Source organism: Dokdonella ginsengisoli (assembly GCF_042652785.1).
Lineage (GTDB): Bacteria > Pseudomonadota > Gammaproteobacteria > Xanthomonadales > Rhodanobacteraceae > Dokdonella_A > Dokdonella_A ginsengisoli.
The window spans coordinates 238,475-265,323 of sequence record NZ_JBHSHD010000008.1 but is presented as its reverse complement, the minus strand read 5'-3'; the positions used below and the strand labels follow the sequence as shown (position 1 = coordinate 265,323).

22 protein-coding genes, 1 tRNA gene and 1 pseudogene are annotated in these 26,849 nt (G+C 67.2%); 12 read left to right on the top strand and 12 right to left on the bottom strand.

Annotated features, from left to right (window positions below):
* Positions 1 to 50: 50 nt before the first annotated feature.
* Positions 51 to 2,006 carry a hypothetical protein gene (locus ACFO6Q_RS11505; RefSeq protein WP_380021123.1) on the bottom strand — a complete coding sequence of 652 codons (1,956 nt, stop codon included), beginning with the start codon at positions 2,004 to 2,006 and terminating at the stop codon, positions 51 to 53.
* Positions 2,007 to 2,158: 152 nt separating this feature from the next.
* Here ACFO6Q_RS11505 and lipB point away from each other — a divergent pair, with 152 nt between their 5' ends.
* From lipB to ACFO6Q_RS11485, 4 genes are all read left to right on the top strand, one after another.
* Positions 2,159 to 2,845 carry a lipoyl(octanoyl) transferase LipB gene (lipB, locus tag ACFO6Q_RS11500; RefSeq protein WP_380021121.1) on the top strand — a complete coding sequence of 229 codons (687 nt, stop codon included), beginning with the start codon at positions 2,159 to 2,161 and terminating at the stop codon, positions 2,843 to 2,845.
* Positions 2,842 to 3,843, top strand: coding sequence for a lipoyl synthase (lipA, locus tag ACFO6Q_RS11495; protein WP_380021119.1), 1,002 nt, complete (start codon positions 2,842 to 2,844; stop codon positions 3,841 to 3,843). The genes lipB and lipA overlap by 4 nt, the downstream gene beginning before the upstream one ends.
* Positions 3,844 to 4,018: 175 nt before the next feature.
* Positions 4,019 to 6,337: a carboxy terminal-processing peptidase gene (locus tag ACFO6Q_RS11490; RefSeq protein WP_380021117.1), complete on the top strand. Its 2,319-nt coding sequence runs from the start codon at positions 4,019 to 4,021 to the stop codon at positions 6,335 to 6,337.
* A 20-nt stretch (positions 6,338 to 6,357) separates the two neighbouring features.
* Positions 6,358 to 6,975, top strand: a complete 618-nt coding sequence (locus ACFO6Q_RS11485; RefSeq protein WP_380021115.1) for a YiiX family permuted papain-like enzyme — start codon at positions 6,358 to 6,360, stop codon at positions 6,973 to 6,975.
* Between the two features lie 106 nt (positions 6,976 to 7,081).
* Here the strand turns inward: ACFO6Q_RS11485 and ACFO6Q_RS11480 are convergent, their stop codons facing one another.
* From ACFO6Q_RS11480 to ACFO6Q_RS11460, 5 genes are all read right to left on the bottom strand, one after another.
* Positions 7,082 to 7,858: a class I SAM-dependent methyltransferase gene (locus ACFO6Q_RS11480; protein ID WP_380021113.1), complete on the bottom strand. Its 777-nt coding sequence runs from the start codon at positions 7,856 to 7,858 to the stop codon at positions 7,082 to 7,084.
* A 112-nt stretch (positions 7,859 to 7,970) separates the two neighbouring features.
* Positions 7,971 to 9,350, bottom strand: coding sequence for a leucyl aminopeptidase family protein (locus ACFO6Q_RS11475; protein ID WP_380021111.1), 1,380 nt, complete (start codon positions 9,348 to 9,350; stop codon positions 7,971 to 7,973).
* Between the two features lie 24 nt (positions 9,351 to 9,374).
* Entirely contained in the window at positions 9,375 to 10,067 is a 693-nt protein-coding gene (locus tag ACFO6Q_RS11470; RefSeq protein ID WP_380021109.1) for an HAD family hydrolase, read from the bottom strand.
* A gap of 28 nt (positions 10,068 to 10,095) precedes the next feature.
* Positions 10,096 to 11,403, bottom strand: coding sequence for a substrate-binding domain-containing protein (locus ACFO6Q_RS11465; protein WP_380021107.1), 1,308 nt, complete (start codon positions 11,401 to 11,403; stop codon positions 10,096 to 10,098).
* A 116-nt stretch (positions 11,404 to 11,519) separates the two neighbouring features.
* Positions 11,520 to 12,905: a DegQ family serine endoprotease gene (locus tag ACFO6Q_RS11460; RefSeq protein ID WP_380021105.1), complete on the bottom strand. Its 1,386-nt coding sequence runs from the start codon at positions 12,903 to 12,905 to the stop codon at positions 11,520 to 11,522.
* A gap of 443 nt (positions 12,906 to 13,348) precedes the next feature.
* On the opposite strand from ACFO6Q_RS11460, the gene ACFO6Q_RS11455 reads away from it, so the two are divergent.
* A complete protein-coding gene (locus tag ACFO6Q_RS11455) occupies positions 13,349 to 15,496 on the top strand; it encodes an adenosylcobalamin-dependent ribonucleoside-diphosphate reductase (protein ID WP_380021104.1) in 2,148 nt (715 codons plus the stop codon).
* A gap of 105 nt (positions 15,497 to 15,601) precedes the next feature.
* The gene (locus tag ACFO6Q_RS11450) at positions 15,602 to 16,219 is read left to right on the top strand and encodes a hypothetical protein (RefSeq protein ID WP_380021102.1); all 618 of its coding nucleotides are present in this window, start codon (positions 15,602 to 15,604) and stop codon (positions 16,217 to 16,219) included.
* Between the two features lie 185 nt (positions 16,220 to 16,404).
* Here the strand turns inward: ACFO6Q_RS11450 and ACFO6Q_RS11445 are convergent.
* Positions 16,405 to 16,686, bottom strand: a pseudogene (locus ACFO6Q_RS11445) (hypothetical protein); the annotation flags it as partial.
* 159 nt (positions 16,687 to 16,845) lie between these two features.
* On the opposite strand from ACFO6Q_RS11445, the gene ACFO6Q_RS11440 reads away from it, so the two are divergent.
* Positions 16,846 to 17,658 (top strand): TSCPD domain-containing protein, encoded by an 813-nt coding sequence (locus tag ACFO6Q_RS11440; RefSeq protein ID WP_380021100.1) that lies wholly within the window; start codon positions 16,846 to 16,848, stop codon positions 17,656 to 17,658.
* 279 nt (positions 17,659 to 17,937) lie between these two features.
* Here the strand turns inward: ACFO6Q_RS11440 and ACFO6Q_RS11435 are convergent, their stop codons facing one another.
* A complete protein-coding gene (locus ACFO6Q_RS11435) occupies positions 17,938 to 18,945 on the bottom strand; it encodes a hypothetical protein (protein ID WP_380021098.1) in 1,008 nt (335 codons plus the stop codon).
* A 5-nt stretch (positions 18,946 to 18,950) separates the two neighbouring features.
* Positions 18,951 to 19,211: a hypothetical protein gene (locus ACFO6Q_RS11430; protein WP_380021096.1), complete on the bottom strand. Its 261-nt coding sequence runs from the start codon at positions 19,209 to 19,211 to the stop codon at positions 18,951 to 18,953.
* A gap of 148 nt (positions 19,212 to 19,359) precedes the next feature.
* On the opposite strand from ACFO6Q_RS11430, the gene trxA reads away from it, so the two are divergent.
* From trxA to ACFO6Q_RS11410, 4 genes are all read left to right on the top strand, one after another.
* Entirely contained in the window at positions 19,360 to 19,686 is a 327-nt protein-coding gene (gene trxA, locus ACFO6Q_RS11425; protein ID WP_380021094.1) for a thioredoxin, read from the top strand.
* A gap of 355 nt (positions 19,687 to 20,041) precedes the next feature.
* Complete coding sequence (locus ACFO6Q_RS11420; protein WP_380021093.1) at positions 20,042 to 20,281, top strand: hypothetical protein; 240 nt, start codon at positions 20,042 to 20,044, stop codon at positions 20,279 to 20,281.
* A 292-nt stretch (positions 20,282 to 20,573) separates the two neighbouring features.
* Positions 20,574 to 20,647 (top strand) — tRNA-OTHER (locus ACFO6Q_RS11415).
* 229 nt (positions 20,648 to 20,876) lie between these two features.
* Entirely contained in the window at positions 20,877 to 21,314 is a 438-nt protein-coding gene (locus tag ACFO6Q_RS11410; RefSeq protein ID WP_380021091.1) for a hypothetical protein, read from the top strand.
* A 62-nt stretch (positions 21,315 to 21,376) separates the two neighbouring features.
* Here the strand turns inward: ACFO6Q_RS11410 and ACFO6Q_RS11405 are convergent, their stop codons facing one another.
* Positions 21,377 to 21,523: a hypothetical protein gene (locus ACFO6Q_RS11405; RefSeq protein ID WP_380021089.1), complete on the bottom strand. Its 147-nt coding sequence runs from the start codon at positions 21,521 to 21,523 to the stop codon at positions 21,377 to 21,379.
* Positions 21,524 to 21,848: 325 nt separating this feature from the next.
* Here ACFO6Q_RS11405 and ACFO6Q_RS11400 point away from each other — a divergent pair, with 325 nt between their 5' ends.
* Positions 21,849 to 22,247: a VOC family protein gene (locus tag ACFO6Q_RS11400; RefSeq protein WP_380021087.1), complete on the top strand. Its 399-nt coding sequence runs from the start codon at positions 21,849 to 21,851 to the stop codon at positions 22,245 to 22,247.
* 111 nt (positions 22,248 to 22,358) lie between these two features.
* Here ACFO6Q_RS11400 and ACFO6Q_RS11395 read toward each other — a convergent pair whose 3' ends face one another.
* Together ACFO6Q_RS11395 and ACFO6Q_RS11390 are read right to left on the bottom strand one after the other, a co-directional pair.
* The gene (locus tag ACFO6Q_RS11395) at positions 22,359 to 23,798 is read right to left on the bottom strand and encodes a right-handed parallel beta-helix repeat-containing protein (RefSeq protein WP_380021085.1); all 1,440 of its coding nucleotides are present in this window, start codon (positions 23,796 to 23,798) and stop codon (positions 22,359 to 22,361) included.
* 98 nt (positions 23,799 to 23,896) lie between these two features.
* The gene (locus tag ACFO6Q_RS11390) at positions 23,897 to 26,740 is read right to left on the bottom strand and encodes a choice-of-anchor I domain-containing protein (protein ID WP_380021084.1); all 2,844 of its coding nucleotides are present in this window, start codon (positions 26,738 to 26,740) and stop codon (positions 23,897 to 23,899) included.
* Positions 26,741 to 26,849: the final 109 nt, after the last annotated feature.

Sequence of the window (26,849 nt, the reverse complement as noted above, 5' to 3'; positions counted from 1 at the left end):
TTGAGCCGCCCAGGCGCCGCCGGGGCAATCCGCGCGGCGCCAGGCGCGCTTCACTTTCCTTTTTTTTCCGCGCGCTTTTCCGCCGGCGATTTCCACTCCGCCGGCGGTTCGGCCTTGCCGGCCCGCGTCGCCGCCAGGCGCAGTGCCTCGATTTCGCTGCCGGTCGAAGCGAAATCGTCGAAGTAGGCGTCGAGGCCGGCACCATCGGCGAGCGCGCCCAGTTGGCTTTCCTGCCACCAGGCAATCGCGCGCGCACGCTGCTGGTCGCCCGGTGAGAGCGGGCCGGCTTCGCGCAGGACCGCGCTGCCGATCAGCGCGCTGATGACCGTGTAGCTCGAATTCAGCATGAGGCGGCCGATCGCGACGCACGCGTCATCGCGCTGCGCGTCCGCGTCGCCGTGCTTCCTGCAAGCGGCATGCACGCGGCCGAAGTGCGATGCAGCGGTCGAACTCGTCGTGGCGAAGGTCAGCGCCGTGGCCTTGCCCGCCGTATCGGCGGAGAGATTCTCGGCCGCCGCCGACGGCAGCAACGAGGCGTGGAGGTTTTCCGCGGGTATCGGACGCTTGCGCACCGCGGCGAGCCACGGCGCGAGCAGGTCGGCGAGATGTTCGTCGTAGCGTTTCGCGGCCGCCATGCGCTGCAGCAGCGCCGGCGTGTCCGCATCGGCTGCGGACAGCGACAGGCCCCAGGCCGCTGCGTTGTCGGCGTCGAGCCGCTGCACGTTCGCGATCGCGGCGCCGGCGGCGTCGCTGCCCGAGGTGGCGGCGACCCATTGCACCAGCAGGTCGTCCGGGTTCGCCGCCGCCAGCGCGGCGAGGGCATCGGGCGCCGGCGCGTCCTTGGTCGCGTCCGCGGGGCCGCCGGTACCGAGCCAGGATCCGAGGAGCTTGTCCGACGCCAGCGCCAGGGCCTGCGCGTGTACGTCGGCGCTGCCGCGCATGTCGTCGAGCAGGGCGCGCACGTACGCCTGCCAGGCGTCCTGCGCGGCGGAATCTTCGGGTTCTTCTTCGGCGTCCGCTTCGCGCCATCCGGCCGGCGGCGTCAGCGGCTGGTCGAGGCGCTTGAGCCGGCGCTCGGTCGCGGTGATCTGGCCCGGTGCGCCGCGCCAGTCCGCCACCAGGTCGGAAAGCGCGTCGTGGAATGCAGCAGGATTGACCAGCGGGTTGGCCGCGTGCGCCTTCAGCCAGTCGAGCTGGCGCTGCAGTTCGGCCACATCGCCCGGCGTGGCGCCGGCGGCGGCGAGCATCTTCAGGCCGGTTTCGCGCAAGGCGAAGCTGTTGCCCTTGCCGGCCAGCAAGGCGCCGGCGTCGACGCACCAGCCCTGGCGCTGCCAGGCCTGCTCGACGTTGCCGTCCGGCGCGCAGACGCTTTCCAGGGCATCGGTGGCCGGAGCGGAACCCGAATCGGCGCGTTGCAGGGCGCCGAGCAAGGCGTGTTCCTCGGCCGAGGCGTCCTCGCGCAAGGCACCGAAACCGGTGTCGGGGTGGGCGACGAGCGCTGCGCGCCATTCGGCCACCTCGTCGCCGGAATGATCGTCGGCGCGCGTCGCCGAGGCCATGCGCGAGAGCGCCTCGTCGAGTGCGGGCCGGTCGTCCTTCGCGTGCGCCAGCGCGACGGCGTACTGCAGCGCGCCGGCGTTGTCCGGCTCCAGCCGGACCAGGGCGGCGACTTCCGCCTCGGGCCAGTGCGTCGGGCCGCATTGGCTGGAGTAATAGCTGCCGGAATCGGCGGCGATCCACTGCACGACGGCGTCGCCGCGCGCCAGCTGCGCGGCGTTCGCCGCCACGTCCCGGCGCTTCGGGCGCAGGGCCGCCGGCACGCCCTCGTCGTCGACGTACAGGCGCGCGGCCAGCACCTGCCGGCGCGGCGAGGCGTCGCTGCGCAGCGCGTCGAACAGTTCGAGCTGCGCGCGCAGGTACGCGCCGAGCGGGGAATCGGCGTCCCGGTCGATGACGACGACGGGTTGCTCGGTATTGGCGAAGGCCGGCGCGGCCGCGAGCGACAACGAGAATGCGAGTACGATGCCCGCCCCAGCCGTCCTGCTGCGCATGACGCGACTCCCCCGTGGCAATGCGGCCAGTCTAGCAAGGCGTCGGGCGCGCGGTCCGGCCGCACGCGGCGATTGTGAAACGAGCCAGCGAACCCATCTACGCGATCATGTCCCAGCCCGTCCTCGTCCGCCGCCTCGGCCGGCAGCCCTACGAACCCGTCTGGCGCGCGATGCAGGCCTTCACCGATACGCGCGGTCCGGACACGCCCGACGAACTGTGGGTGCTCGAACACGATCCGGTGTTCACGCTCGGCCAGGCCGGCAAGTGGGAGCACGTGCTGCTGCCGGGCGAGATCCCGGTGGTGCCGGTCGACCGCGGCGGCCAGGTGACCTACCACGGTCCCGGCCAGATCGTCGCCTATCCGCTGTTCGACCTGCGCCGGCTGAAGGTCGGCGTGCGCGAGCTGGTGCACCGCATCGAGCAGGCGATCATCGACACCCTCGATACCTGGAACATCGTCGCCATGCGCCGCGACGGCGCGCCGGGGGTCTACGTCGGCGACGCCAAGGTCGCCGCGCTCGGCCTGCGCGTGCGGCGCGGCTGCTCGTTCCACGGCCTGGCCTTCAACGTGGACATGGACCTGGAACCGTTCCACCGCATCAATCCCTGCGGCTATCAGGGCCTGGCCGTCACCCAGGTGCTAGACTTGGGCGGGCCTGGCTCGCTGGCCGAGGTCGAAACCGTCCTGATCGGCGAGCTGGCGCGACAATTCGGCCTGATGCCGCAGACGGCCGCGGCGCAACTCCCCCTTTCCGCCACCGGCGACGCCGTGCGCGTCGCTCAATCCGCATGACCGACGTCAAGACCATTCCGCTGGCTGTTCTCCATACGCCCGTCGACGAATCCGCTCTCGGCAAGCAGCTCGGCGAGGACAAGATCGCGCGCAACCGCGCGGCCTTCGCCGACGCGCCGACCCTGCGCAAGCCGTCGTGGATCCGCGTGCGCATCCCGCCCGGCAACGCCGTCGCCAAGCTCAAGGCCAAGCTGCGCGAGAACCGCCTGGTCACGGTCTGCGAGGAAGCGTCCTGCCCGAACATCCACGAATGCTTCGGCAAGGGCACCGCCACCTTCATGATCCTCGGCGAGGTCTGCACGCGCCGCTGCTCGTTCTGCGACGTCGCGCACGGCCGGCCGAAGGCGCCCGATCCGCTGGAGCCGGCGCACCTGGCCGGCACGATCCGCGACATGGGCCTGAAGTATGTGGTCATCACCTCGGTCGACCGCGACGACCTGCGCGACGGCGGCGCGGCGCACTTCGCCGCCTGCATCCGTGCCGTGCGCTTCGAAAACCCCGGCATCCGCATCGAGATCCTGACCCCGGACTTCCGCGGCAAGGGCCGCATGGAACGCGCGCTGGAAGCGCTGGCCGGCAATCCGCCGGACGTGTTCAACCACAACCTGGAAACCCCGCGCGGGCTGTACCGCGAGGTGCGCCCCGGCGCCGACTACGACTGGTCGCTGGACCTGCTCAAGCGCTTCAAGGCGCAGCATCCGGACGTGCCGACCAAGTCCGGCATCATGCTCGGCCTGGGCGAGACCTGGGAGCAGATCGAGGAGACGTTGAACGATCTGCGTGCGCACGATGTCGATATGGTGACGATCGGCCAGTACCTGCAGCCGAGCGCGCACCATCATCCGGTGCTGCGCTACTGGACGCCGGACGAGTTCAAGGCGATCGAGCAGCTCGGTTACCGCATCGGCTTCGAGCACGTCGCCTCGGGTCCGATGGTGCGCTCCTCGTACCACGCGGACGAGATGGCGCACGCCGCGGGGTTCGTTCAGGTCGCATGAGCGATGGTCTGGGTGCCCCCGCTTCGCAGGGAGCGCCGCGCGCGGAATTGAAAACTCCGCGCCGGTCGCGCAGTCTTGATCGCAGCTGGCGCGGAAGGATCCGCGCGAGACGCTCGAAAATCCGTTCCGATGATCTCTGCGCGGGAGGGCCCGCGCACAAACCATGGTGAAACCGATGCGGAAGTTGCTGTTGACCGTTGCGCTGACCGCCCTGATCGGGCCGGCGTTCGCCAAGCCGACCGAGGAAGCCGGCGCTCCGCTGCTCAAGGCGACCCCCTCGCAGGCCGAGGCGGCCGTGTGGGCGACGCGCTTCCTGACGCGGTTCCACTACAAGCCGACGCCGCTCGACGACGCGATGAGCGAGCAGATCTTCAAGCGCTACCTCGATTCGCTCGACGGCGACAAGCTGTTCTTCACGCAGGCCGACGTCGACAAGTTCTCGCAATACAAGGACAAGCTCGACGACGCGATCTACGACCAGGATCTCACTGCGCCGTACGCGATGTTCAACATCTACCAGCAGCGCGTCGGCGACCGCGTCGCCTATGCGCGCGCGCTGCTCGCCAAGGGCTTCGACTTCGGCGTCGAGGAGACCTACCAGTACGACCGCGAGAAGGCGCCGTGGGCGAAGGAGACGTCCGAGCTGGACGACCTGTGGCGCAAGCGCGTCAAGAACGACTGGCTGCGTCTGAAGCTGGCCAACAAGGCCGACAAGGACATCCGCGAGACGCTCGACAAGCGCTACGCGAACTACCTGGACCGCGTGCGCCAGCTCAACAGCGAGGACGTGTTCCAGACCTTCATGAACGCGTACGCCTCGTCGATCGAGCCGCACACCAACTACCTCGGCCCGCGCGCGTCGGAGAACTTCGACATCGCGATGAAGCTGTCGCTGGAAGGCATCGGCGCGGTGCTGCAGCGTGACGACGACTACACCGCGATCCGCGAGATCGTGCCCGGCGGCCCCGCCGCGCTGTCCGGCAAGCTGAAGGTCGGCGACCGCATCGTCGGCGTCGGCCAGGGCGAGCACGGGCAGATCGTCGACGTGATCGGCTGGCGCCTGGACGACGTGGTGGAGAAGATCCGCGGCGCCAAGGACACCGTCGTGCGCCTGGAGGTGCTGCCGGCCGACGCCGGTCCCGACGGCAAGCACGTCATGCTGGATCTGACCCGCAAGAAGGTCAGCATCGAGGAGCAGGCGGCGAAGAAGTCGATCATCGACGTCAAGGACGGCGAGCGCACGCGCAAGATCGGCGTGATCTCGCTGCCCACGTTCTACCAGGACTTCGACGCGCGCCGCCGCGGCGACCGCAACTACAAGAGCGCCACGCGCGACGTCGAAAGGCTGCTCGGCGAGCTGAAGACCGACAAGGTCGACGGCGTCATCGTCGACCTGCGCAACAACGGCGGCGGCTCGCTGGCCGAGGCCACCGACCTCACCGGCCTGTTCATCGACAAGGGTCCGGTCGTGCAGGTGCGCAACGCCGGCGGCCAGGTCGAGGCCGAGGAAGACGGCAATCCCGGCATGGCCTGGGACGGCCCGCTCGCCGTTCTGGTCAACCGCGCTTCCGCTTCGGCCTCGGAGATCTTCGCCGCGGCGATCCAGGACTACGGCCGCGGCCTGATCGTCGGCGAGCCGACGTTCGGCAAGGGCACGGTGCAGAACCTGGTCGACCTCGACGACGTCGCGCACAACGAGAAGCCGACCTTCGGCGAGGTCAAGATGACCATCGCGCAGTTCTTCCGCATCAACGGCGGTTCCACCCAGCTGCGCGGCGTGACGCCGGACATCAGCTTCCCGCTGACGGTCGACGCGAAGGACTTCGGCGAGTCGAGCTACGACAACGCGCTGCCGTGGACGTCGATCCCGCCGGCCAAGTACGCGCCGGTCGCCGACCTCAAGCCGGTCGTGCCGATGCTGGTCGAGCGCCACGGCGCGCGCACCGCCAAGAACGTGGAATGGCAGAACTTCGAGGCGGACATCGCCGACGTGCGCAAGCTGCGCGCCGAGAAGACCGTGTCGCTGAACGAGCAGGCGCGGCGCAAGGAGCGCGACGAGCAGGAGGCCAAGCGCAAGTCGCGCGACCAGGCCAGCAACTCGGCCACGCCGGCCGCGGATCCGGCCAGCAAGACGGTGCAGAAGATCCACGAGAACGCGGGCGTACAGCCCCGCACGCGCAAGGGTGACGTCGACGGCGGAGCCGAGATCGCGCTCGACGACAAGAAGAATGGCGGTGCCGCGCAGAAACGCGAGAACACCGACAATCCGTCCGCCAAGGACGAGAACGCGGTGCTGCAGGACGACGGCCTGCAGCCCGACGAGCGCAGCATCACCAGCGACGTCGAGCGCGAGAAGCAGGCCAAGGACAAGCGCGACGTCGTGCTCGACGAGGCCGCGCACATCCTCGCCGACGAGATCGGCCTGATCCGCACCGACACCAAGCTCGCCGCGCGCATCCTGCCGTACGGCGCGGCGTCGACGCAGGTCGACTGAGCCGAAGCCCGCTCGCCGCCGTGCGCACGCCCCGGTCGGCCTTGGTCGCGGCGTGCGCCGCCGCGCTGCTGGGGTTCGCCGCCGGCCGTACGGCAGCGGCACCCGCCGTCGTCGACGGGGACGTCGTCTTCCAGACCTCGCGCTCCGCACAGAGCGCGGCGATCCAGAAAGCCACGCGCTCGCGCTACAGCCACATGGGCGTGATCCTCGAACGCGACGGCCGCCGCTTCGTCTTCGAGGCCGAACGGACGGTGCGCTACACGCCGCTCGAAACATGGCTGGCGCGCGGCGAGGGCGGGCACTACGTGGTCAAGCGTCCGCGCACGCCGCTTTCCGCATCGCAGGTCGAGCGCCTGCGCCGCACTGCGAAAGCCTTCGAAGGCAAGCCCTACGACGCCGCGTTCGAATGGTCGGACCGGCGCATCTACTGCTCCGAGCTGGTCTGGAAACTGTACGACCGCGCGCTCGGCGTCCAGCTCGGCGAACGGCAGAAGCTCGGCGATTTCGCGCTCGACGATCCGCTCGTGCGGGCCAAACTGCGCGAGCGCTACGGCAAGGCCGTGCCCTTGCAGGAAACCGTGATCTCGCCGCAGGCGATGTTCGCCTCGCCGCTGCTGGAGACGGTGGCCGAGGGTTGAAGCTCTGCGTCCGGACGGCCTTTCCCGCAGAGCCGGGAGGCCGACCGGATGCGTGGGCGGGCGTCTGCGCGCCGGCGCCGGCCCGGCGGTCGTCGCATGCTCTCAGCTATCCGATCGCGCGAGTCGCCGTGACGATCCACACGCGTGAATCGAACAGCACGCCCTCGGCGGTCCTGTGCGCCTCCAGCAGGTCGCGCAGCCGTCGCTCCGCCTCGCCGGATGGTTCGTCCGTGCGCGCGAGCGCTTCGCGCACGAACGGGAAGCCGGCGACGGCCTCGAAGGCCGTATCGACGTCCGGGCCGTAGAAGACCGGCTCGCGCACCTGCGCGAAACCGATCGAGACGAAGCCGGCCGAACTCAGCAGTCGCGTGACGACAGCGCGATCGCCGAGCGAGAACGCGGCCAGGGCAGTCGGAGAATCGGTTTCCGTCGCCAGCGCCCGGCGGACGGCGACGGACCATTCGTTGCGCTCCTGGTCCTGCCACACCATCCACGCCAGGCGCCCGCCCGGTCGCAGGGCACGGCCGATGTTGGCGAACGCCGCGGCGGGGTCGGCGAAGAACATCACGCCGAAGCGGCTGATGCACAGATCGAAGCGGGCGGCCGGGAAGGCGTGGAACTGCGCGTCCGCCTGCTCGAACGTGACGTTGCGCAGCGCTTCCTCCGCGCCGCGTCGCCGCGCGATCTCCAGCATCGGCGCGGAGACGTCCACGCCGAGCGCTTCGCCTTCCGGCGCGGCACGCGCGGCGTCGCGCGTGGTCTGTCCCGCGCCGCAGCCGATGTCGAGCACACGGTCGCGCGGCCCCACGCCGGCAGCCGCGACGAGGTGCCGGTGGTGCCGGGCCAGTTCCGCGTCGTAGAAATCCGCCAACGTCGACGTCATCGCATTCGCCCGCCGTCTTCAAGGGATGCCCGCGTTCGCGGGCATGACGTCGCCGTGTGCGTGGATGCGAACGAGCGCGTGCGCGAGGACGCGCTTCGCGCCGCTCGCATCGTCACGCGCGCGCGTAGCGCCGCTTCACGAACTCGAAATACGCGCGCAGGCCTTGCGCCTCGCCCCCGCGCGGATGGCCGGGCTTGTCGGAATCGTTCCAGGAATACACGTCCAGGTGCGCCCAGGGCTGCGCCTCGGGCACGAAGCGCTCCAGATACAGCGCGGCGGTGATCGCGCCGGCGTGGCGCGAGGCGCCGGAGTTGGCGAGGTCGGCGACGTGCGAGTCGAGCATCGTCAGGTACGGCCGCCACAGCGGCAGGCGCCAGAGCGGATCGCGCGTCGCGCGCGCTGCGTCGAGCAGGCCGTCGGCGATCTCGTCGCGGTTGGCGAACAGCGCCGGCAGCTCCGGGCCGAGCGCGATGCGCGCGGCGCCGGTCAGCGTGGCGAAGTCGAGGATCAGGTCGGGCTTCTGCTCGGACGCGTAGGCCAGCGCGTCGCACAGCACCAGGCGCCCTTCGGCGTCGGTGTTGTCGATCTCCACCGTGTGCCCGGCGCGCGTGCGCACGATCTCGCCGGGGCGGTAGGCGTTGCCGGCGATCGCGTTCTCCACCGCCGGAATCAGCACGGAAAGGCGCAGCGGCAGCTTCGCCGCGAGCACCAGCGCGGCCAGGCCGATCGCGTGCGCGGCGCCGCCCATGTCTTTCTTCATCCAGCGCATGCCGTCGGCCGGCTTGATGTCCAGGCCGCCGGTGTCGAAGCACACGCCCTTGCCGACCAGCACCAGGTGCGGCGCATCGGCCGGGCCGTGCGTCAGCTCGGCCAGGCGCGGCGCGCGATGGCTGGCGCGGCCGACCGCGTGGATGGTCGGGAAGTTGGCGGCGAGCAGCTCGTCGCCGACCCATTCGCGATAGCCCGCACCGTGCCGCTCGGCCAGCGCGCGCAGGCTGCCGGCGAGCTCGGCCGGGCCCATGTCCTCGGTCGGCGTGTTGATCAGGTCGCGCACGTGGAAGATCGCTTCGGCCAGCGGCGCCGTGCGCTGTGCGACGTCGTCGGCAACGACCAGCTGCGCCGCCCTGCGCGAGGGTTTCTTGTAGCGCGAGAAGCGGTACGCGCCGAGCGCCCAGCCGAGCGAGGCCTCGCCGGCGTCGAGCGCCAGGCCGCGCGCGTCGAGCGCGTAGCGCCCTTCCGGCAGGCGCAGCGGCAGCGAGGCCAGCGCGAACACCGCGTCGCGGCGGTCGCAGCCGGCGAGCAGCGCCGCGGCCGTGCCGCCGGCACCCGGCAGGGCGAGGAAGCGCCCGGCTTCACCGGCGAAGTCGTTCGCCGCGCACCAGCGCTGCGCGTCGTCGCCGAGCGCCACGGCCACGGCGGGGAAGCTCTCGCGATCGACCGCGATGAGCGGAATCGCGTCGGCGGCATCGGTGGCGGTGATCCAGGCGTCCATTTCGGTTCCTCGGTGCATTCGTGGTCAGGCGGCGCGGCGGTCGATCCAGCGCACCAGTTCGTCCAGGTCGCGCAGGTGGAGATCGGGTTCGACCTCGGCGTGCGTCCACGCCGCGTCGTGGCGGTTGATCCAGGCGGTGCGCAGGCCGGCGCGATGCGCGCCGACGACGTCCAGATGCGCGTCGTCGCCGATGTGCAGCACGTGTTCCGGCGCCACGCCCAGGCGCGCGCAGGCGTCGTGGAAGATCGCCGCGTCCGGCTTGGCGGCGCCGAACTCGCGCGCCGAGATGCAGTGCGCGAAGTGCCCGCGCAGGCCGATGCGCGCGAGGTCGGCGTTGCCGTTGGAGATGCTCACCAGCGGCAGGCGTGCCGACAGCGCGGCCAGCGCCGGCGCCACGTCGGCGTAGCACTCCACGCGGTTGCGTGCCTGGAAGTAGACCTCGAACGCGGCCTCGACGTGTTCGTCGCCGAAGCCGCAGGAGGCGAACGCGTGCTGCAGGGTCAGCAGGCGCTGCGCGGTGAAGTCGTGGGCGAGGTCGGGCCGCTCGGCCGAGACCTGGTCGCGCAGTTCGCGCAGCGCCGCGATCGGCCAGCGTTCGGCGACGGCGGCGTGGTGGCGCCGCAGCCAGTCGTCCAGCGCGCGCTCGGCGAGCTGGATGGCCGGTGCGACCGGCCACAGCGTGTCGTCCAGGTCCAGCGAAAGCGCGAGGATGCGCATCGATGCCGCGCGGGGATTTCCGTACCGGTCAGCCGCCGCTCGCGCCGCTGGTGACGTTGCCGAACGAGGCCGCCGGCTTCTTCGCCGGTTCCGCCTTCGCCGTGCTCTTGGCCTTGGCGTCCTTCGGCGCGGCCTTGGCGACCTTCTCGGTCTTCTTGGCGCCGGCGTCGGCCTTCTTCGCCACCGCCGCCTTCGGCGCCGCGGGCTTCTTCGGCGCGGCCTTGGCGACCGCCGCCTTGTCGGCCTTCTTCGCCTCGGCGCGGGCGAGGTTCTCGCGCGCGGCCAGGGTCGTCTCGGCGGTCGGCGCGATGCGCGTCTTCGCTTCGAGGCTGGCGCGCGGCGCGGCCACCGGAGTCGGCGGTGGCGCCGACGCGGCGGCGACGGCCGCGGCGGAAGCGGCCGCGGCGGAAGCGGCCGCGTTGCGGCCGACCTGCGCGTCGATGTAGGCCATGCGCTGCTCGTTCTTGGCGATCACCGCGCTGGCGTCGGAGTACGGCGTCAGCTGGTGGCGGCGCAGGATGTCCTTCGCGGTCGGCGTCTCGAGGAAGGCGAGGAAGCGCTCGATCGCCGCCTGCTTGGGTGAGTCGTTGAGCTCGGCGAGGTACAGCGTGATGTACAGCGGATAGCTGCCGTCGCCGACCGTCGCGGTGTTCGGCGCGACGCCTTCGACGGTCAGCGCCTTCACGCTCTTGTTGGCGTAGGTGCCGGCCATCGTCGACAGGCCCAGGCCGGCCGGATCGAGCGTGACGGCTTCTTCCAGCTTGACCGTGTTGATGTACAGACGCGGCGCGGCCACGCGCTGGTCGCCGTTGCGGAATACCAGTTCGCGCAAGCTGTACTCCACGCCGTCCAGCGGCGAGGCGATCGCGTACAGGTTGATCTCCTTGTCCGGTCCGCCCAGGTCCTTCCAGTTCTTGATGCGGCCGTAGTAGATGTCGTGGATCTGCTTGAGCGTGATGTTGCCGACCGGATTCTTCGGGTGCGTGATCAGCACCGCGCCGTCGAGCGCCACCGGGATGAAGTTCAGCGCCGCTTCCTCGCTGCGGCGCGCGTACTTGGCGCGCGCGCTGCCGGCGAAGTCCGCGCTGCCGGCGGCTACCGCGTCCAGGCCCGACAGCGTGCTGAACGGCTGCAGCGAGATCTTGCCCTTCTTCTCCTTCGCGTACTGCTTGGCGAGGTCCTCCATCAGCGAGCGGCCGGTGGCGTGGTCGCCGCGCCAGACGAGATCGTCGGCGGACGCCGCGGCGGCGGCGGGCTTCTTCTGCGCCAGGGCCGGGCCGGCCGTGAGCAGGGAGATCGCGAGGACGAGCGGAGTGCACAGACGGCGTAGCAGCATGGCGTGGGGATTCGCGCGTAAGGGTCGGAAAATGAAGGCGCAACCTTATCACGCAGGCGCCAGCGGCGCCGCAAGCCGGATCGCTTGCGGCGCCGAACTTCACATTATGCGCAGCGCTATTGCAGCAGCAGGTAGAACGCTTCCTCGCCGCGCAGCAGGGTCAGCATCAGCTGGCGCGGATGCGCGCCGACCAGGCGGCTGAAATCGGTGCTGCCTTCCAGGTCGCGGCGGTTCACCGCCACGATCAGGTCGCCGTTGCGCAGGCCGGTGGCGAAGGCGCGGCTGTTCTCGGCGATGCGCGTTACGCTGACGCCGCCCACGCCCTGCCGGCGCAGGCCGTCGGAGATCTCGCCGAACTGCACGCCGGCCAGCCGCGGGTCGAGCGTCTCGCCCTTCAGCACCACGGTCTCGTTCACCTTCAGCGCGGTGTTGATGGTCAGCGGCTTGCCCTCGCGCAGCACGCCCACGTCCACCGCCGCGCCCGGCGCGGTCAGGCCTTCGACGTTGCGCAGGTCCTGTTCGCTGGCGACGGTCTTGCCGTTCAGCGAGACGATCACGTCGCCGGGCTTGAGGCCGGCGCTCTCGGCCGGCGACTTGGCGCGCACGCGAGTGACGACGGCGCCCTTGCGGTCGTCGATGCCGAGCATGTTCGCCAGCTGCGGCGTCACGTCCTGCGCCTCCACGCCGAGCGCGCCGCGCTTCACCTCGCCGGACTGGATCAGCTGGCGCATCACGTCGGCGGCGAGGTTGGACGGGATCGCGAAGCCGATGCCGACGTTGCCGCCCGACGGCGAGTAGATCATCGAGTTGATGCCGACCAGCTCGCCGCGCAGGTTGACCAGCGGGCCGCCGGAGTTGCCCGGATTGATCGAGGCGTCGGTCTGGATGAAGTTCTGGTAGCCCGAGCCGCGCAGGCCCGAGCGGCCGAGCGCGGAGACGATGCCGGAGGTGACCGTCTGGCCGAGCCCGAACGGCTCGCCGATGGCGACCACGAAATCGCCCACGCGCAGCTGCGAGGAATCGGCCAGCGGCAGCGCGGTCAGCTTGCCGGTGGGGATCTGCAGCACGGCCAGATCCGTGTCCGGATCGGTGCCGATCAGCTTGGCCTTCACCGTGTGGCCGTCGGCGACGGTGACGGAGATGTCGTCGGCGCCTTCGACGACGTGGTTGTTGGTCAGCACGTAGCCCTTGTTCGCATCCACGATCACGCCCGAGCCCAGCGACTGCTGCACGCGCTCGCGCGGCATGTTCGGCACGCCGAAGAAGCGGCGGAAGATCGGATCGTCGAAGTACGGGTTGCGCACGGCCACGCGCGTCTTCGAGGCGATGTTGACCACCGCCGGCGTGGTCTTCTCCAGCATCGGCGCGAGCGAGGGCAGGGCCTGCCCGTCGACCGCCGGCGGCAGCGCGGCGTGGGCGCCGCCGGCGAGCATCGCGGCCAGCACGAGCGCGGACAGCAGGGGACGGCGGAAACGGGCGGATGGGCGGGGCAACGAGGGCATGGAACGCATCCTTGGCGGCAGGAAAGGGGACAAGCATCGACGCATGCTGCAGACCGCGCAAATCGTGTCCGGTTTCCGCCGCTTCAAGCGGTCCGCGCAGGTGCCGTTCAGGCTTCGGCCGGCGCGCGCGGCGCGGCCGAGAAAGTGCTTGCCAACGTCGGCGTGCAGGCGTACGTTAGTGCGCCGCTGGCACAACATCTTGTGTTCACGCATGTTCACAAAGCCTATACATTGGGTTGAGTTCAATGGCGGCACGATAGGCAAGGATTCCGGCGACGGGGGCGGAATCTGATCGGCAGGTTGTCGTAGACGGTGCAGTGCCCCACACCTATGGGGTAGTGCCGGCGGCGCCGTTTCGCGGACGCGGCCACGACGATCGATCGGGTAGTGGGTTGGCAAGCCGGACCTCAAGATCCGGCGGAAATTCGGGAGAAAGAAAGAGCATGAGCACGGTGCGTTTGGAACAGCTCGCACGCGGCGCAGTGGAGATCCCCCTGCAGCCGGCTTCCTACGACATCTGGGACAAGAAGTACCGCCTGAAGTCCAAGCAGGGCGAAGCGGTCGACCTGTCGATCGATCACAGCTACCAGCGCATCGCCAAGGCGCTGGCCGACGTCGAGACGACGCCGGAGAAGCAGAACTACTGGTACGACCGTTTCCTGTGGGCGCTGCGCCGCGGCGCGATCCCGGCCGGCCGCATCACCTCCAACGCCGGTGCGCACGAGCACAAGCCCAAGACCTCCACGATCAACTGCACGGTCTCCGGCACCATCCAGGATTCGATGGACGACATCCTCGACAAGGTGCACGAGGCCGGCCTGACCCTGAAGGCCGGTTGCGGCATCGGCTACGAGTTCTCGACCCTGCGTCCGCGCGGCGCATACGTCTCCGGCGCCGGCGCGTACACGTCGGGGCCGCTGTCGTTCATGGACATCTACGACAAGATGTGTTTCACCGTCTCCTCCGCCGGCGGCCGCCGCGGCGCGCAGATGGGCACGTTCGACGTCAGCCATCCGGACGTGAAGGAGTTCATCCGCTCCAAGCGCGAGGACGGCCGCCTGCGCCAGTTCAACCTGAGCCTGCTGATCACCGACGGCTTCATGGACGCGGTGGAGCAGGACGCCGACTGGCCGCTGGTGTTCCCGGTGCACGTGAAGGAACAGGGCGAGATCGACCTGACCGACGCCGACAAGGTGGTCTGGCGCGACTGGCCCACGCACAAGAACTACGTGACCCGCGACGACGGCCTGGTCGCCTGCAAGATCTACGGCCACATCCGCGCGCGGCACCTGTGGGACATGATCATGGTCTCGACGTACGACTACGCCGAGCCGGGCTTCATCCTGATCGACCGCGTCAACGAGATGAACAACAACTGGTGGTGCGAGCACATCCGCGCCACCAACCCCTGCGGCGAGCAGCCGCTGCCGCCGTACGGCTCGTGCCTGCTCGGCTCGGTCAACCTGACCACCTTCGTGCGCGACCCGTTCGGCCCGAAGGCGCGCTTCGACTGGGACGAGTACCGCGAAGTGGTGCGCGTGTTCACGCGCATGCTCGACAACGTGGTCGAGATCAACGGCCTGCCGCTGCCGCAGCAGCGCGACGAAATCCTGAGCAAGCGCCGCCACGGCATGGGCTTCCTTGGCCTGGGCAGCACGCTGACGATGCTCAAGATGCGCTACGGCCACGCCGACGCGGTCGCCTTCACCGAGGACGTCGCGCGCGAGATGGCCTTGGCCGGCTGGGAAGTGGCGCTGTCGCTGGCCAAGGAAAAAGGCCCCGCGCCGATCCTGGCGCGCGACTTCGAAGTCACCGGCGAGATGCTGCGCAAGCGCCCGGAAATGGCCGCCGACGGCTGGAAGGTCGGCGATGCGATCCCCGGCCGCGTGCTGCACGCCCGGTACAGCCGCTACATGCAGCGCGTGGCCGGCACCGCGCCCGAGCTGGTCGCCGAACTGGCCGAGGTCGGCGCGCGCTTCACGCACCACTCCTCGATCGCGCCGACCGGCACGATCAGCCTGTCGCTGGCCAACAACGCCTCCAACGGCATCGAGCCCAGCTTCGCCCACCACTACAGCCGCAACGTGATCCGCGAGGGCCGCAAGACCAAGGAAAAGATCGAGGTCTATAGCTATGAGCTATTGGCTTATCGCGAATTGATCAACGGCAAGGCCATTCCGGGTTCGCAGGAGGTCGACGAAAAGCTGCCGGACTACTTCGTCGCCGCCGACGACATCAGCCCGGTGGAGCACGTCGACATCCAGGCCGCCGCGCAGAAATGGGTCGATTCGTCGATCTCCAAGACCGCCAACGTCCCCACCGATTACCCCTACGAAGACTTCAAGGACATCTACCGCTACGCCCACAAGCAGGGCCTGAAGGGCTGCACGACCTTCCGCTTCAATCCGGCGGCCTTCCAAGGAGTGCTGGTGAAGGAGCATGATTTGGAGAACACCATCTACCGTTTCGAACTCGAGGACGGCTCGGTGGTGGAGGTCAAAGGCAACGAACAGATCGAGTACGATGGCGAAACGCACACCGCGGCGAATCTTTTCGACGCGCTGAAGGAAGGCTATTACGGCAAGTTCTAGGAGCCGAGCAGGCTCACGGATCGAACCCGGCGCCCACCGCGACGTGCTGCCAGGCAAACGTACTCAATAATCCAACCCATCAGGCGAAGGAGAGGGGAACCTACCATGCATAGCGAAGGCGGCAGTTCCACGTTCGAAGAGATGAAGGAAGGCGCCAGCCAGATCGGCAGCGCCGCGGTCGACGCGGTCGGCGCACTGGTGAACTCGGTCAGCACCGCGGCATCCGATGCCAAGGCGGCCGTCGAGAACACCGCGAAGAAGGTCGCCAAGAAGGCGTCCAAGGCGCGCAAGCAGGCCGCGCGCAAGGTCCAGGCGGTCGTCGCCAAGGCCAAGCAGGTCGTCGCCAAGGACAAGAAGGCCGCCGCGACCGCGGTGAAGAAGGTCGAAAAGAAAGTCGAGAAGAAGGCCGCCGCCGCGAAGAAGGCGGTGAAGAAGGTGGTTAAGAAAGCCGCCGGCAAGGCCGCGGCCGCCAAGAAAGCTGTCAAGAAGGCCGTCAAGAAAGTCGCCAAGAAGCCCGCCGCGAAGAAGGCGGCCAAGAAGGTCGTCAAGAAGGCCGCCGCGAAGAAGGTCGTCAAGAAAGCCGTGAAGAAAGCCGCGGCGAAGAAGGCGCCCGCCCGCAAGGCCCCGGGCAAGAAGGCCGCCGCCAAGAAGGCCCCCGCCCGCAAGGCTCCGGCGAAGAAGGCCGCCAAGAAGGCGGCGAAGAAGGCCGGCAAGCGCAGGTAGGTTCCACCGGCAGGAGCGATCCTGCGGCGCCACCGGCCGACCCCGCGGCGGCCGGCCGGTGGTGAAACCGTCCGTGCCGCGACGGAGAAGCGCATGGCCACCAGACGCACCACGCTGTACAGCAGCGCCGGCAAGAAGCTCTACGCGGTCCGCAACGCCGACGGCAGCTTCAAGGACATCCAGACCTACCAGCGCGCGCACGCCGCCGACCTGCGCCGCAAGAGCGCGTCGGAGCTGGATGCGGCGGCGAAGAAGAAAGCCGCCAAGAAGCCGGCAGCCAAGAAAGCCGCGAAGAAGGTCGTGAAAAAGGCCGTGAAGAAGGCCGCCGTCAGGAAAGCCATCGCAAGAAAGCCCGTCGCCCGGAAAACCGCGGCGAAGAAGGCCGTGAAGAAAGCCCCCGCCCGCAAGGCGGCGAAGAAGGCGGTCAAAAAGGTCGCCAGGAAAGCCGTCCGGAAAACGGCGAAGAAAAAATAGCGTCGCGCCGCGGCCTGCGACCCGCGCCGCCGCCGAACCGCGCGGCGCAGAAGACACCGGCTCCGGCCACCCCCATATTTCCTTCCGCGAACCCCGGCCCCGCCGCGGTTTCGCGGTCCCGTTCCGACCCGTTCCAGCCTTTAGTGAAGACCATGAAGATCAGCAAGAAGATCAAGGGTTACAGCGTCGTCAAGCCCGAAGAAACCGCCAGGATCGTCCCCGCCGCCCAGGCGCCGGAGAGCGCGCCGTCCGTGCCGATGGCCGAAGTCATCCAGATGCACGAGAAGGTCGAGCGCCCCGAAACGCTCATCGGCGCCACCTACAAGATCAAGTCGCCGCTGTTCGAGCACGCGCTGTACGTCACCATCAACGACATCGTGCTGAACGCCGGCACCGAATACGAACTGCGCCGCCCGTTCGAGATCTTCATCAACTCCAAGAACATGGACCACTTCCAGTGGATCGTGGCCCTCACGCGCATCATGAGCGCGGTCTTCCGCAAGGGTGGCGACGTGACCTTCCTGGTGGAGGAATTGAAGGCGGTATTCGACCCGCGCGGCGGCTACTTCAAGGCCGGCGGCGTCTACATGCCCAGCATCGTCGCGGAACTGGGCGCCGTCATCGAGCAGCACATGAAGATGATCGGTCTGCTGCAGGACCCGGAACTCGACGACGCCCAGCGCAAGCTGATCGCCGAGAAGCGTGCGGCCTACGAAGAGCGGTCAAAAAAAAATTCTAAGGTGAGCGAAGACGCCGGTACGGCGTCTTCGACCGAAGAGTCATCCCCGCGAACGCGGGGACCCATTGGCATTTCCGAGAACCTCGCCGGCGCCGAGAGCGCCGCGAAGGACGCGGCTGCCTTTCCGGCCGGCGCCACCATGTGCCACAAGTGCAACACGAACGCCGTCATCATCATGGATGGGTGTGCGACGTGTTTGAATTGTGGGTATTCGAAGTGTGGGTAGGAATGGCATTAGTCTCGGTAGTTTCCGGCCCGATCTCTGAGGGTCATTGCTCGATTTTCTAATTACTTCCTACCGCTGTGATGACTCAGTCAGATAATATGGACGATGTGCAGAAGTTGCCGACTGTGCAAAATATTGTCAGCGCGCAAGTAAATCCGCAAGGGCTCGTACTTATTCGGTATGAGAGTAATAACAAATTGTATGAAATACTATTCGACCTCGCTGACGCTTTTATCATCGAAGAAGTATTCATTCGAGTTCGGCAGCAATTAGGGCAAGTTATGCGGTCGGCGAAACTTTAGGTGTAAGCAGTTCAGTTATATCTTCTAATGATCCAAGTGTGAGAATTTTTGGTTGTAGTGTATCAAAGACTGGTGATGGAGGAATACAAATAAGTCTGTATTCGCGCTGGTACATGTAACGATGGTGTTTAAAGAAGTAAATGTCCTCCCCGGCCCATGAGATACGCTCTCCTAAGGAGTAAGGTTCAATATAGCGGGCCGGGCCAAATTTTATCTTCCAATCTGGAAGCTCTCTCTGTGCTGCTGCGATGATTAAGTGTTCAAACTTTTTTTGGTCTCGTATAAGAACGCAGGCGGGCGTCACGGGCGGGCGCATTGAAAAATCTTCAAAGTACCGGAAATCGAAGGAGGTTGTTAGGCAGTAAATATAAAAGTCACTTGGCTTTTTGCAGGAATATCGCAGCCATTGACGTTCTGGGAAACGCAACCTAGTGTCACTTCCGACGAGGCCAAGGTCGTAGTCGCATGGTGCGGTTATCACTTCAAGTGATAGTTCATTGTCATGGCGCGCATGATCAAGTGTGACATCGCTGAATGCTGAGGCGGGCTTGATTCTGAGCTCCCCTTGCTGCTTTAAACGCTGTGCATATGGGGCGTCGTCATACCGCGCGAATACTGGGCGTATCTTTGTGTATTTGATGAATTCCGAATTTGTTTTTGAAAGAACAAGTTCTTTTTCTCCGAATGGAATCATGTCGGGGAAATTTGTTGGATTGATTGGTGGCTTATTTCTTCGCCATAATTCAAGATTTAAGTGGGTCAGTTTTTGGAGCCAATATTTGCGGCCATGCTCATCCTTGGAAAGGCTAATTTTTCCCTCCGGTGTTATCGTGAGAAGGTTTCGGAGGATATAGGTGAGGCGGTCTTGTAGCTCGTATTCTGGCGCATTAGCTAAGTAGGGTCGAAAGCGGTAGGCCGCCCTCCAACCATCCTCAGCTGATGGAAAAGTTTTTTGCCACCCGGTTTGATTGAGTGAGTCCTGCATTTATTTCAAATTTCCCCTTGTTCGTCTGAATCTTCGAGCTCAGCAAGTCTCGCTCTCCCGCGTGCGGATAAGCGATTAACTGAGAAGAAATCTACTGCGCGCTCCGATGTTTGGCTTTCAGTATGAACATTAAAGACCATAAAATAGCCACGTTTGTTCAATAGGCTGGCAATTGCGAAATCGTGATCAAAGTTCTCACTTCCCCCCTTCTGATACGCGATTGCATTTATTTCTAGAGCTTTTAGTAGTTCTCGTTCGGTTGCCATTTTGTAATTATCCTACAAGCTGTGTCGCGATTACATTGCACTGAATAGGCCTCCTTGGCAAGATGCTTTTTGTTGAATTCGGCGGAAATGAGAGCAGTATCGGGTTCAGAGCTACTTTCCTTGACGTGGTGAGCGAGTCAGTCAGCCAATGAATGCCAACATCTTCCCCACCACCGACACCACCTTCCCCATCGACGTCCTGCATTCCTCGACCCCCGTCCTCGTCGACTTCTGGGGCGAATGGTGCGGCCCGTGCAAGGCGCTGGCGCCGATGCTGGAACAGCTCGCGGCCGACTACGGCGGGCGGCTGAAGGTGGCCAAGCTGGAAATGGACAGGAACCCGAAGACCGCCATCGCCTACGGCGTGCGCTCGGCGCCGACGATGCTGCTGTTCAAGGACGGCAAGGTGCAGGCGACGCAGACGGGGCTGGTTTCCAAAGCGCAGCTGGCCAAGGTGATCGACGCGGTGCTCTGAGCCGCGCGCGGTCGCCATTCGTTTTCTCCCTTCTTCCTCTTTGCTGCGAACGAACGAGTCGCGACGCCGGGCGTCTGCGGCTTTGTCGCGCTCGCGCGCCGGCACCGACACCGCACCCGCGTTCGGTCCCGGAGCCGCAGCTGCGGCTCCGGCTGCAAAAGCAAAGGCACTCGCACCGGGCGAGGTAATCACAAAGGGACTCGCTGTGGTCGTCTCAGCCTAGCGCCGTGCTCGGCGCGTCAAGGCCAAGCCCTTCGGGCGCGCTGCGCGCGGCCTTGACGCACCTGCGCGCGGCGCTGGGAGGGATTCGCCCACAGCGATCCACTCCGGGTCGCGGGCGAACCGGAGAAACGCCATGCGCAACGCACGCCACGCACACAACGCCCCCGACGAACTCACTCTACAGATCGCAGAACTGCGCTACGCACTCTCGTGCCACATCCCCGCCATGAAGCGCCGCGTGCGCATCTACACCGGCTACGGCTCGGTCGAGTTCTACGGCACGCAGGCGCGCAGGATCGCCGCGCTGTGCGAAGAAATCCTGCGGCGACGCTTGCAGCGCATCGAACGCCAAAGCGGCGGGTCGCAACGCTGACGCGTCGCGCCGGGCGGCCCTGCGCCGCCCGGCCCTTTCTCCTGGAAATCGCGGTTCGCCAAAACGACCGACGGGGACTCTCGAGGCGTGCGCAGGATGCCTTCGACCACGATTTCGATGAATCTGATCGTCGTGCCGAAATGGACGTATCACCCAATTGTCCGTGATCAACACCCCTTACGGCGATGGGTGTCGCACAACGCGACCCGCGAGTTTGGAGCGAATGACGATAGACGGTGCTACGTCGGACGGGCGCCGCGTGCACCAAGCTGGCCTGCGGTACCATCCTGACGCGGGCGTAGCTAACGGCAACAGCACCGGGGCGTTGGCCCTGACCAATGCAGGTTCGAATCCTGCCGCCCCGCGCTCTCCTCACGCCCTCCTGATCGGCAGCAGGTCGACTCGCGCCCGCTAGCGCCGAAACTCGGAATGGGCCGGATGCCCCAACTGGTCCCCTGACCGGAAACGGACTGATCATTCAGCACGGGCACATATTAGGGGCCATTGCTCGACATCGGGGTCAGTGCTATATGGGCAAAGCCACTTGGCAGAGGTGGCTTGAGCGTTTTTTTATGGATGAACTAAGGGAATAGTCATGAAGAGTCTGAAAACTGCACTTTTGTTTGTATTGCTGTCGACGGGTTTCGCAGGGGCTCCTCTGGCGTCGGCTGACGACGATGTCACGACGACGACTAAAACGTTTGGGAAAGATGTCCCGTTCGCCATGACGGTCATCAGTAAGGCCGAGCAGGTATCAAGCATCCTGTTCACCTATACGGTAACCGGTCAAACCGTGATGGCTCCGCAGTCGGTAATCGCCCAACTGAATGCGGAGTTAGGAACGGAGAGCAATAAGAGCGGAGATGCCGGTCTCGCCGGGGATGCAGGTCCCGCTGGGCCGGACGTCATCATCGAACATGAGCGCGATCTCCCTGGCGGGGGAGCCATCTATAGAGTGATGCGGCCCAATGGTCGTGTCCTCGGCTTCCTGATCATGGATAGGTACGGGTACGTTCAGTACGTGGCCGTCTAGTCTTTGAGTTATATGTCAGATGAAGAACCCGCCATATGGCGGGTTCTTCATATCTGCCGTTCCTACCAGCGTCCAGCACGGATGATCAACTCCTGCGCCGACTTCGCCTTCGCGCTGCCGCCGACCGTGTACTGGATGGCGATGGTATTGGTCGGGAACTCTGCGAACAGCCGCCGGACGTCCGGATGGTCGTTGATCGTCAGGATCATCCACCCTTGCAGGGCACGCATCGTCTCCGCCAGCTGCTCGTATTCCGACCGCGGGAACGTCGTTCCATAGGCCCAGCGTGCGCCAATACGGAAGGTCCGCGAAGAACAGCGTGTGCGGCCAGTCGTAGCTCGGTGCTGTTGTCAGTGGGCTACGCCTCGTGCTGATCGTCTCACGCCGTTCCCGTGCGGCGGGCGCGCGAACCCTAGCCGGGCTCGTTTGCGATGAGCCCGGTCAGTGAACCCGGCCCCGTTTCGGCGGCGCGTCGCTGGATCGAAACCGCCAACCCTTGCAGAATCGGCGTCTGCAACTTCGACCAGGGCGACCATGAAGATCCAGCTGACCAGCGTGATGGTGGACGATCAGCAGAAGGGGCTGGCGTTCTATACGAGCATCCTCGGCTTCGTGAAGCGGGCCGACATTCCGATGGGCGAGTACCGCTGGATCACCGTCGTTTCGCCGGACGGCTCGAAAAGCGTGGAGCTGCTGCTGGAACCGAACGCCAATCCGGCGGCGAAGGCGTTCCAGAAGGCGATGTACGACGCGGGCGTGCCGGCGGCGATGTTCGCGGTCAGCGACATCCAGCAGGAATACAAGCGCATGAAGATCCTCGGCGTCACGTTCCGCTCGGCGCCGGCGACGATGGGGCCGGTGATCGCGGCCGTGCTCGACGACACCTGCGGCAACCTGATCCAGCTGTACCAGGAAGTGCCGCAGGGGGCGTAAGCGGCGCGGTATCGCGGGCGTTCCTCGCACGTCGGGCGGGGCGTGTGCGACGGGGCAGGACGGCGCATTGCCGTCCGTCCTCCCGCGTAAAGCCGGACGACCGAGTCGACGTCATGCCCGCGAAAGCGGGCATCCACGTTGCGCTCTTTTCCATGGATGCCCGCTTTCGCGGGCATGACGGAGAAACGGGTCCGCACTGACCCGATCCAGCTGTGCCGGGAAATGCCGCAAGGGGAGTGAGCGGCGCGCAGTCGTCGGGCGTTCCTCGCGCGCCGGGCAGGGTGCGCGATGGGGCATGACGGCGGAAGTGATCGGAATTCCTCTCCCTCTACGGCCTGCGGCGAAACACCGCCGCGTTCGCTTCGCCCACCCGTCGAAGCCGTCGTCGAAGACGACGTCGCCCACCCATTCGTAGGCACCGATGTCGATCGCGCCGACGACCGGGCGATCGGCACCCGCCGCGGGATGCACGTACACGCGCGTGGGCAACAGGGATCGGCCCGCGCCGCTGCCGGGGTCGACGCCGGCATCAATGGCGGCCGTGCCGGGCCGCAGGCGGTAGTCGTAGTTCGCCGCGTCGACGAACCAGGCGTCGCTGCCGACGAGGTTGTGATCGAGCACGGTGCTCGCCTGCGAGCTCGGCGTGCCGCCGCCGTGGAAAATGTTGTTGCGCGCGATCACCGGCGTGGTCGCGGCGGCACCGATCTGCAGGAAGGTGCCGCTGCCGCGCTCGTTGACGAAGGTGTTGTTGACGACGAACAGGCGGTCGTCGGTGTTCTGCCCGAAGCCTTCGCTGAGGTAGTCGAGCAGGGCGCCGTTCTGCGTCGTGGCGGGCTGCTGGATCAGATTGCCGATGACGTAGGACAGGCCGCCGTTGGGCAGGTTGATCTCGTAGCTTTCGCTGCCGCCGGTCTCGCCGGTGAGGCGGTTGTACTCGATGATGTTTTCGGCGGCGCGCGATTTCAGCAGGTGTCCGACCACCGCGTGGTGCGACCAGTTGTAGCGGAACACCAGCCGGTCGACGTGGCCGATGTAGAGGTTGTGCGACTGGCCGTCGCCGGCGCCATTGTTCGCGAACACGCTGTGTTCGATAGTGATCGTGCTGCCGGCGCGGTCGCCGGCGAGGATGCCGTTCTCGTTGTCGTGGAAGTCGGCGTTGCGCACGGTCAGGTTGACGCCTTCCTGGCGGATGCCGGCGCCGTTGGCGTCGGGCACGCGGCAGCCGGACAGTTCGACGTTGTCGATGGTGGTGTCGTCGCCGGCGACGACCCAGATCGCCTTGCCCTGCGCGCTGTTTCCGGCGGCATCGATGCGCGGGCGGCCGTTGATGCCGCGCAGGGTCAGGCCGTTCGTCGACCAGGCGCAGACGTCGCCGTCGTAGTGGCCGGCGGCGTCGATGAGGATCGTGTCGCCGTCGGCGGCCGCGGCGATCGCCGCGCACGGCGTCGCATACGCCTGGCCGGGGCCGACCTGCAAGGTTTCGGCTGCGCTCGTGAGGGAAAACAGACCGCACGCCGCCGCCATCGCGGCACGGCCGGTTCGCATCGTCATCGTCGGGCTCCGCAGTGGCGGGCGCGATCATCGCACGCGGCGGCGACGGCGGTGTGCGCTCCGGGGACCGGCGTGCCGGTCCCCGGAGCGGGCCTGCATCAGCGCATCGCTTCGCCGTCGAAGCCGTCGCGGAACAGCACTTCCGACACCGTGTAGAGCGTGGTCGTGCCGCTGATCTCGTTGGCCACGGCGATCATCGCCTCGCCGGTCGGGCTGTCGGCGGCGGGGATGAACACGATGCCTTCGGGGCCGAGGTCGCCGGCCGTGGCCGGATCGACGTCGAGGTCGAGTTCGACGCCGAAGTCGCGCGGATTGACGTAGCCGGCGTAGCTCACCGCGTAGGGATCGGTCACGTCGAAGGCGACGATGCCGCCGACGCGTTCGAGGCCGACGAAGGCGTAGGTGCGGCCCGACGCCGTGGTGCCGACGGCGAGCGCTTCGGGTTCGGGTCCCTTGTTGTCGCTGCGCGTGTCGAAGCTGTCGTTCGCTTCGTTGTCGGAGTTGAACGCGGTCGGCAAGCGCGCCGCGGTCACCTGCTCGATGAGATCGCCGCTGTCGTAGACGAGGTTGCCCCAGCGGTCCCACACCGCCATCGAGCGGCTGCCGAGGATCTGCAGGCGATCGTACTTGCCGTCGCCGTCGAGATCGCCGTCGATGGTCGAGGCGTTGAGGCGGCCGATCTGCGCGTCGGTCTGCAGCGCCGCGGCGTCGGGGAAGACGCCGGGGTCGAGTTCCAGCGAGGAGATGCGCGCGACTTCGCCGCGGTCGTCGCCTTCGCCGGCGCTGGCGTAGAACGTGGCGCCGCCGGCGGAGAACGCGGCGATCGAATCGGGCATGTGCATGCCGAACACCGGCCAGTTGCGGATGTCGATCGCCGGATCGCCGGACGGGCCGTCGCGGTCGGAGGCGTCCAGGCCGCTGGGCTGGTCGAAGCTGACCAGGCCGAGCTGGATCGGCGTCGGCTCGGCGTCCATCGGCACGCTGCCGTCGGGCGGGCTCGGCAGCGGCTGCGGGGCGATGCCGAAGTCGTTGTCGTTGATCAGGGCGAGGCGGCCGTCGGGTAGCGCGGCGAGGCCTTCGAGCTTGTCGCCGGCGAAGTAGCCGAGCGAGGGCAGGTTGGCCACCTTGCGCTTGGACACGGCGCGGATGCCGGCGGCGGCGAGCTGGTCCGGCGTGTGCTGTTCCAGCGTGAGGCCGGCGAGCGGCGCCGGTGCGCCGGCCGCGCGCAGGTTGGTGGCACCTTTCAGCGTGAACTCGAACAGCATCTTCTTGCCGCTGCGCTCGGTCGAGTCGTCGCGCTCGACGAGGGCGAAGCGTCCGTTGCCCAGGTAAGCGGCGTCGCCGATCTTGTCGGTGTTCTGCTCGCGGAAGTCGGTCTTGTCGATGAGGTAGACGTACTCGGCGACGGTGGCGCCGCTGGCCGGGTCGATGCCGAGCATGCGGATCACCTTCGAGGCGTTGCTCGCGGCGGTGTCGGGGTTGGCCAGCGGCGTCTGGATGAAGGCGTACAGCACGCCCGCGTCGGTATCGTAGGCCATGCCCTCGAAGCCGCGGTTGGGGCGGCGCGTGGAGTACTCGGCCGGCAGCGTCTCCTGGCCGTAGTGGCCGGCCGGCTGGCCGCCGAGCGCGCCGGTGCCCTGCGGCACGAAGCGGTCGACGAGCACGCCGGCGCTGCTGAAGTGGTAGATCGCCGGGCGGTACTCGTCGACCATCCAGTACGAGCCGTCCGCGGCGACGACGAGGCCTTCGATGTCCGCGCCGAGCGGATCGAGCGGCAGCGGCTTGCCGAACAGGTCGACCGGTTCCTCGTCGACGCCGTTGCCGATGTTGGGCAGTCCGGTCATCGGCGTGGTGCCGTCCTGCCGGAACAGCGGCAGTTGCGCGCCGAGCGTGATCGCGCCGCTGGCCGGGTCGAGGCTGAAGCGCACGATGCGCGGCTGGTAGTCCGGCAGCACGAACGGGCGCTCGAGCGCGGCATCGCCGTCGACGTTGCTCGGCTCGCCGTTCGGGCCGCGGTCGGGCACGGTGATGAACTTCAGCGCGCCGCTCGCGTCGGTGCCTTCAAACCACAGGCCGGAGAAGCCGCCGAGACGGATGGTCTGCCCGGCCGGCGTGGTGCCGAGCGTGGGCAGCTGCGGGAAGGTGTAGGTGTCCACGCGCGGCAGGCCGCGCGAATGGTCCTTGAGGCCGGCGGCGACGATGTCCTCGACGCTGAGCGAGGCCAGGTCGATCACCGCGAAGGCGTTGGCTTCCTGCAGGCTGACGAAGGCGACGTCGCTGCCGGGCGCGGTGGCGATGTATTCCGGTTCCAGGTCGACGCCGGCGGCGCGGCCGGGGAACAGGCGCACGCCGCGCGCGCGCAGTTCTTCCTCGCGGCCGTCGAAGGCGTCGAAGCCGATCGTCGTCGCGACCGCGGCGCCGGCGCCGCCGGCGAGATCGACGACGGTCACCGAGCCGGGCGGATCGACGTCGCCGACCGGCTCTCCCTCGTTCGCCGACAGCACGTAGCGGCCGTCGGGGCTGAAGCTGACGTGGTCGGGCAGCACGCCGGCGGTGAACGTGCCCAGGTGCATGCCGTCGGCGTCGAACAGCGCGATGACGCCGGGCTGGGTGCCGTCCGCGTTCGGAATCGCCGCGGCCAGCACGCCGTTCTTCACCGCCACGCTGGTCAGCGATCCGCCGTACGGCGCGATGTCGATCTGGAACAGCAGCTGCGGCGCGTCGACGTCGGCGACGTCGAGCACGTCGATCTTGTCGAGGGCGCCGTTGGTGACGAACAGGCGGCGCGTCGGCGCGTCGTAGGCGACGATCTCGGCGCCCGCGACGATGCCCGACGGATAGGTGCCGCGGCGCACGAGTTCGACGGCGGCCTGCGTCTGGCCGGCGCAGACCGCGGCCAGCGCGGCGAGCACGGCGCGGGCGAGACGGGAAGGATGAGGCATGGGTGGTTCCCCGAAAATTGAGAACCGCCGATTGGACGTGTTTCCGGTGACGGAGCGCTTGCACTTTCGTTGCGCTTGCGCGCGCACGGCTGCCGCGCGCGGCCGTACG

Coding starts and splice junctions, on each gene's coding strand:
- lipB (WP_380021121.1), top strand. CDS start 2,159: ATGTCCCAGCCCGTCCTCGTCCGCCGCCTCGGCCGGCAGCCCTACGAA.
- lipA (WP_380021119.1), top strand. CDS start 2,842: ATGACCGACGTCAAGACCATTCCGCTGGCTGTTCTCCATACGCCCGTC.
- ACFO6Q_RS11490 (WP_380021117.1), top strand. CDS start 4,019: ATGCGGAAGTTGCTGTTGACCGTTGCGCTGACCGCCCTGATCGGGCCG.
- ACFO6Q_RS11480 (WP_380021113.1), bottom strand. CDS start 7,858: ATGACGTCGACGTTGGCGGATTTCTACGACGCGGAACTGGCCCGGCAC.
- ACFO6Q_RS11475 (WP_380021111.1), bottom strand. CDS start 9,350: ATGGACGCCTGGATCACCGCCACCGATGCCGCCGACGCGATTCCGCTC.
- ACFO6Q_RS11470 (WP_380021109.1), bottom strand. CDS start 10,067: ATGCGCATCCTCGCGCTTTCGCTGGACCTGGACGACACGCTGTGGCCG.
- ACFO6Q_RS11465 (WP_380021107.1), bottom strand. CDS start 11,403: ATGCTGCTACGCCGTCTGTGCACTCCGCTCGTCCTCGCGATCTCCCTG.
- ACFO6Q_RS11460 (WP_380021105.1), bottom strand. CDS start 12,905: ATGCCCTCGTTGCCCCGCCCATCCGCCCGTTTCCGCCGTCCCCTGCTG.
- ACFO6Q_RS11455 (WP_380021104.1), top strand. CDS start 13,349: ATGAGCACGGTGCGTTTGGAACAGCTCGCACGCGGCGCAGTGGAGATC.
- ACFO6Q_RS11450 (WP_380021102.1), top strand. CDS start 15,602: ATGCATAGCGAAGGCGGCAGTTCCACGTTCGAAGAGATGAAGGAAGGC.
- ACFO6Q_RS11440 (WP_380021100.1), top strand. CDS start 16,846: ATGAAGATCAGCAAGAAGATCAAGGGTTACAGCGTCGTCAAGCCCGAA.
- ACFO6Q_RS11435 (WP_380021098.1), bottom strand. CDS start 18,945: ATGCAGGACTCACTCAATCAAACCGGGTGGCAAAAAACTTTTCCATCA.
- ACFO6Q_RS11430 (WP_380021096.1), bottom strand. CDS start 19,211: ATGGCAACCGAACGAGAACTACTAAAAGCTCTAGAAATAAATGCAATC.
- trxA (WP_380021094.1), top strand. CDS start 19,360: ATGAATGCCAACATCTTCCCCACCACCGACACCACCTTCCCCATCGAC.
- ACFO6Q_RS11420 (WP_380021093.1), top strand. CDS start 20,042: ATGCGCAACGCACGCCACGCACACAACGCCCCCGACGAACTCACTCTA.
- ACFO6Q_RS11410 (WP_380021091.1), top strand. CDS start 20,877: ATGAAGAGTCTGAAAACTGCACTTTTGTTTGTATTGCTGTCGACGGGT.
- ACFO6Q_RS11405 (WP_380021089.1), bottom strand. CDS start 21,523: ATGATCCTGACGATCAACGACCATCCGGACGTCCGGCGGCTGTTCGCA.
- ACFO6Q_RS11400 (WP_380021087.1), top strand. CDS start 21,849: ATGAAGATCCAGCTGACCAGCGTGATGGTGGACGATCAGCAGAAGGGG.
- ACFO6Q_RS11395 (WP_380021085.1), bottom strand. CDS start 23,798: ATGACGATGCGAACCGGCCGTGCCGCGATGGCGGCGGCGTGCGGTCTG.
- ACFO6Q_RS11390 (WP_380021084.1), bottom strand. CDS start 26,740: ATGCCTCATCCTTCCCGTCTCGCCCGCGCCGTGCTCGCCGCGCTGGCC.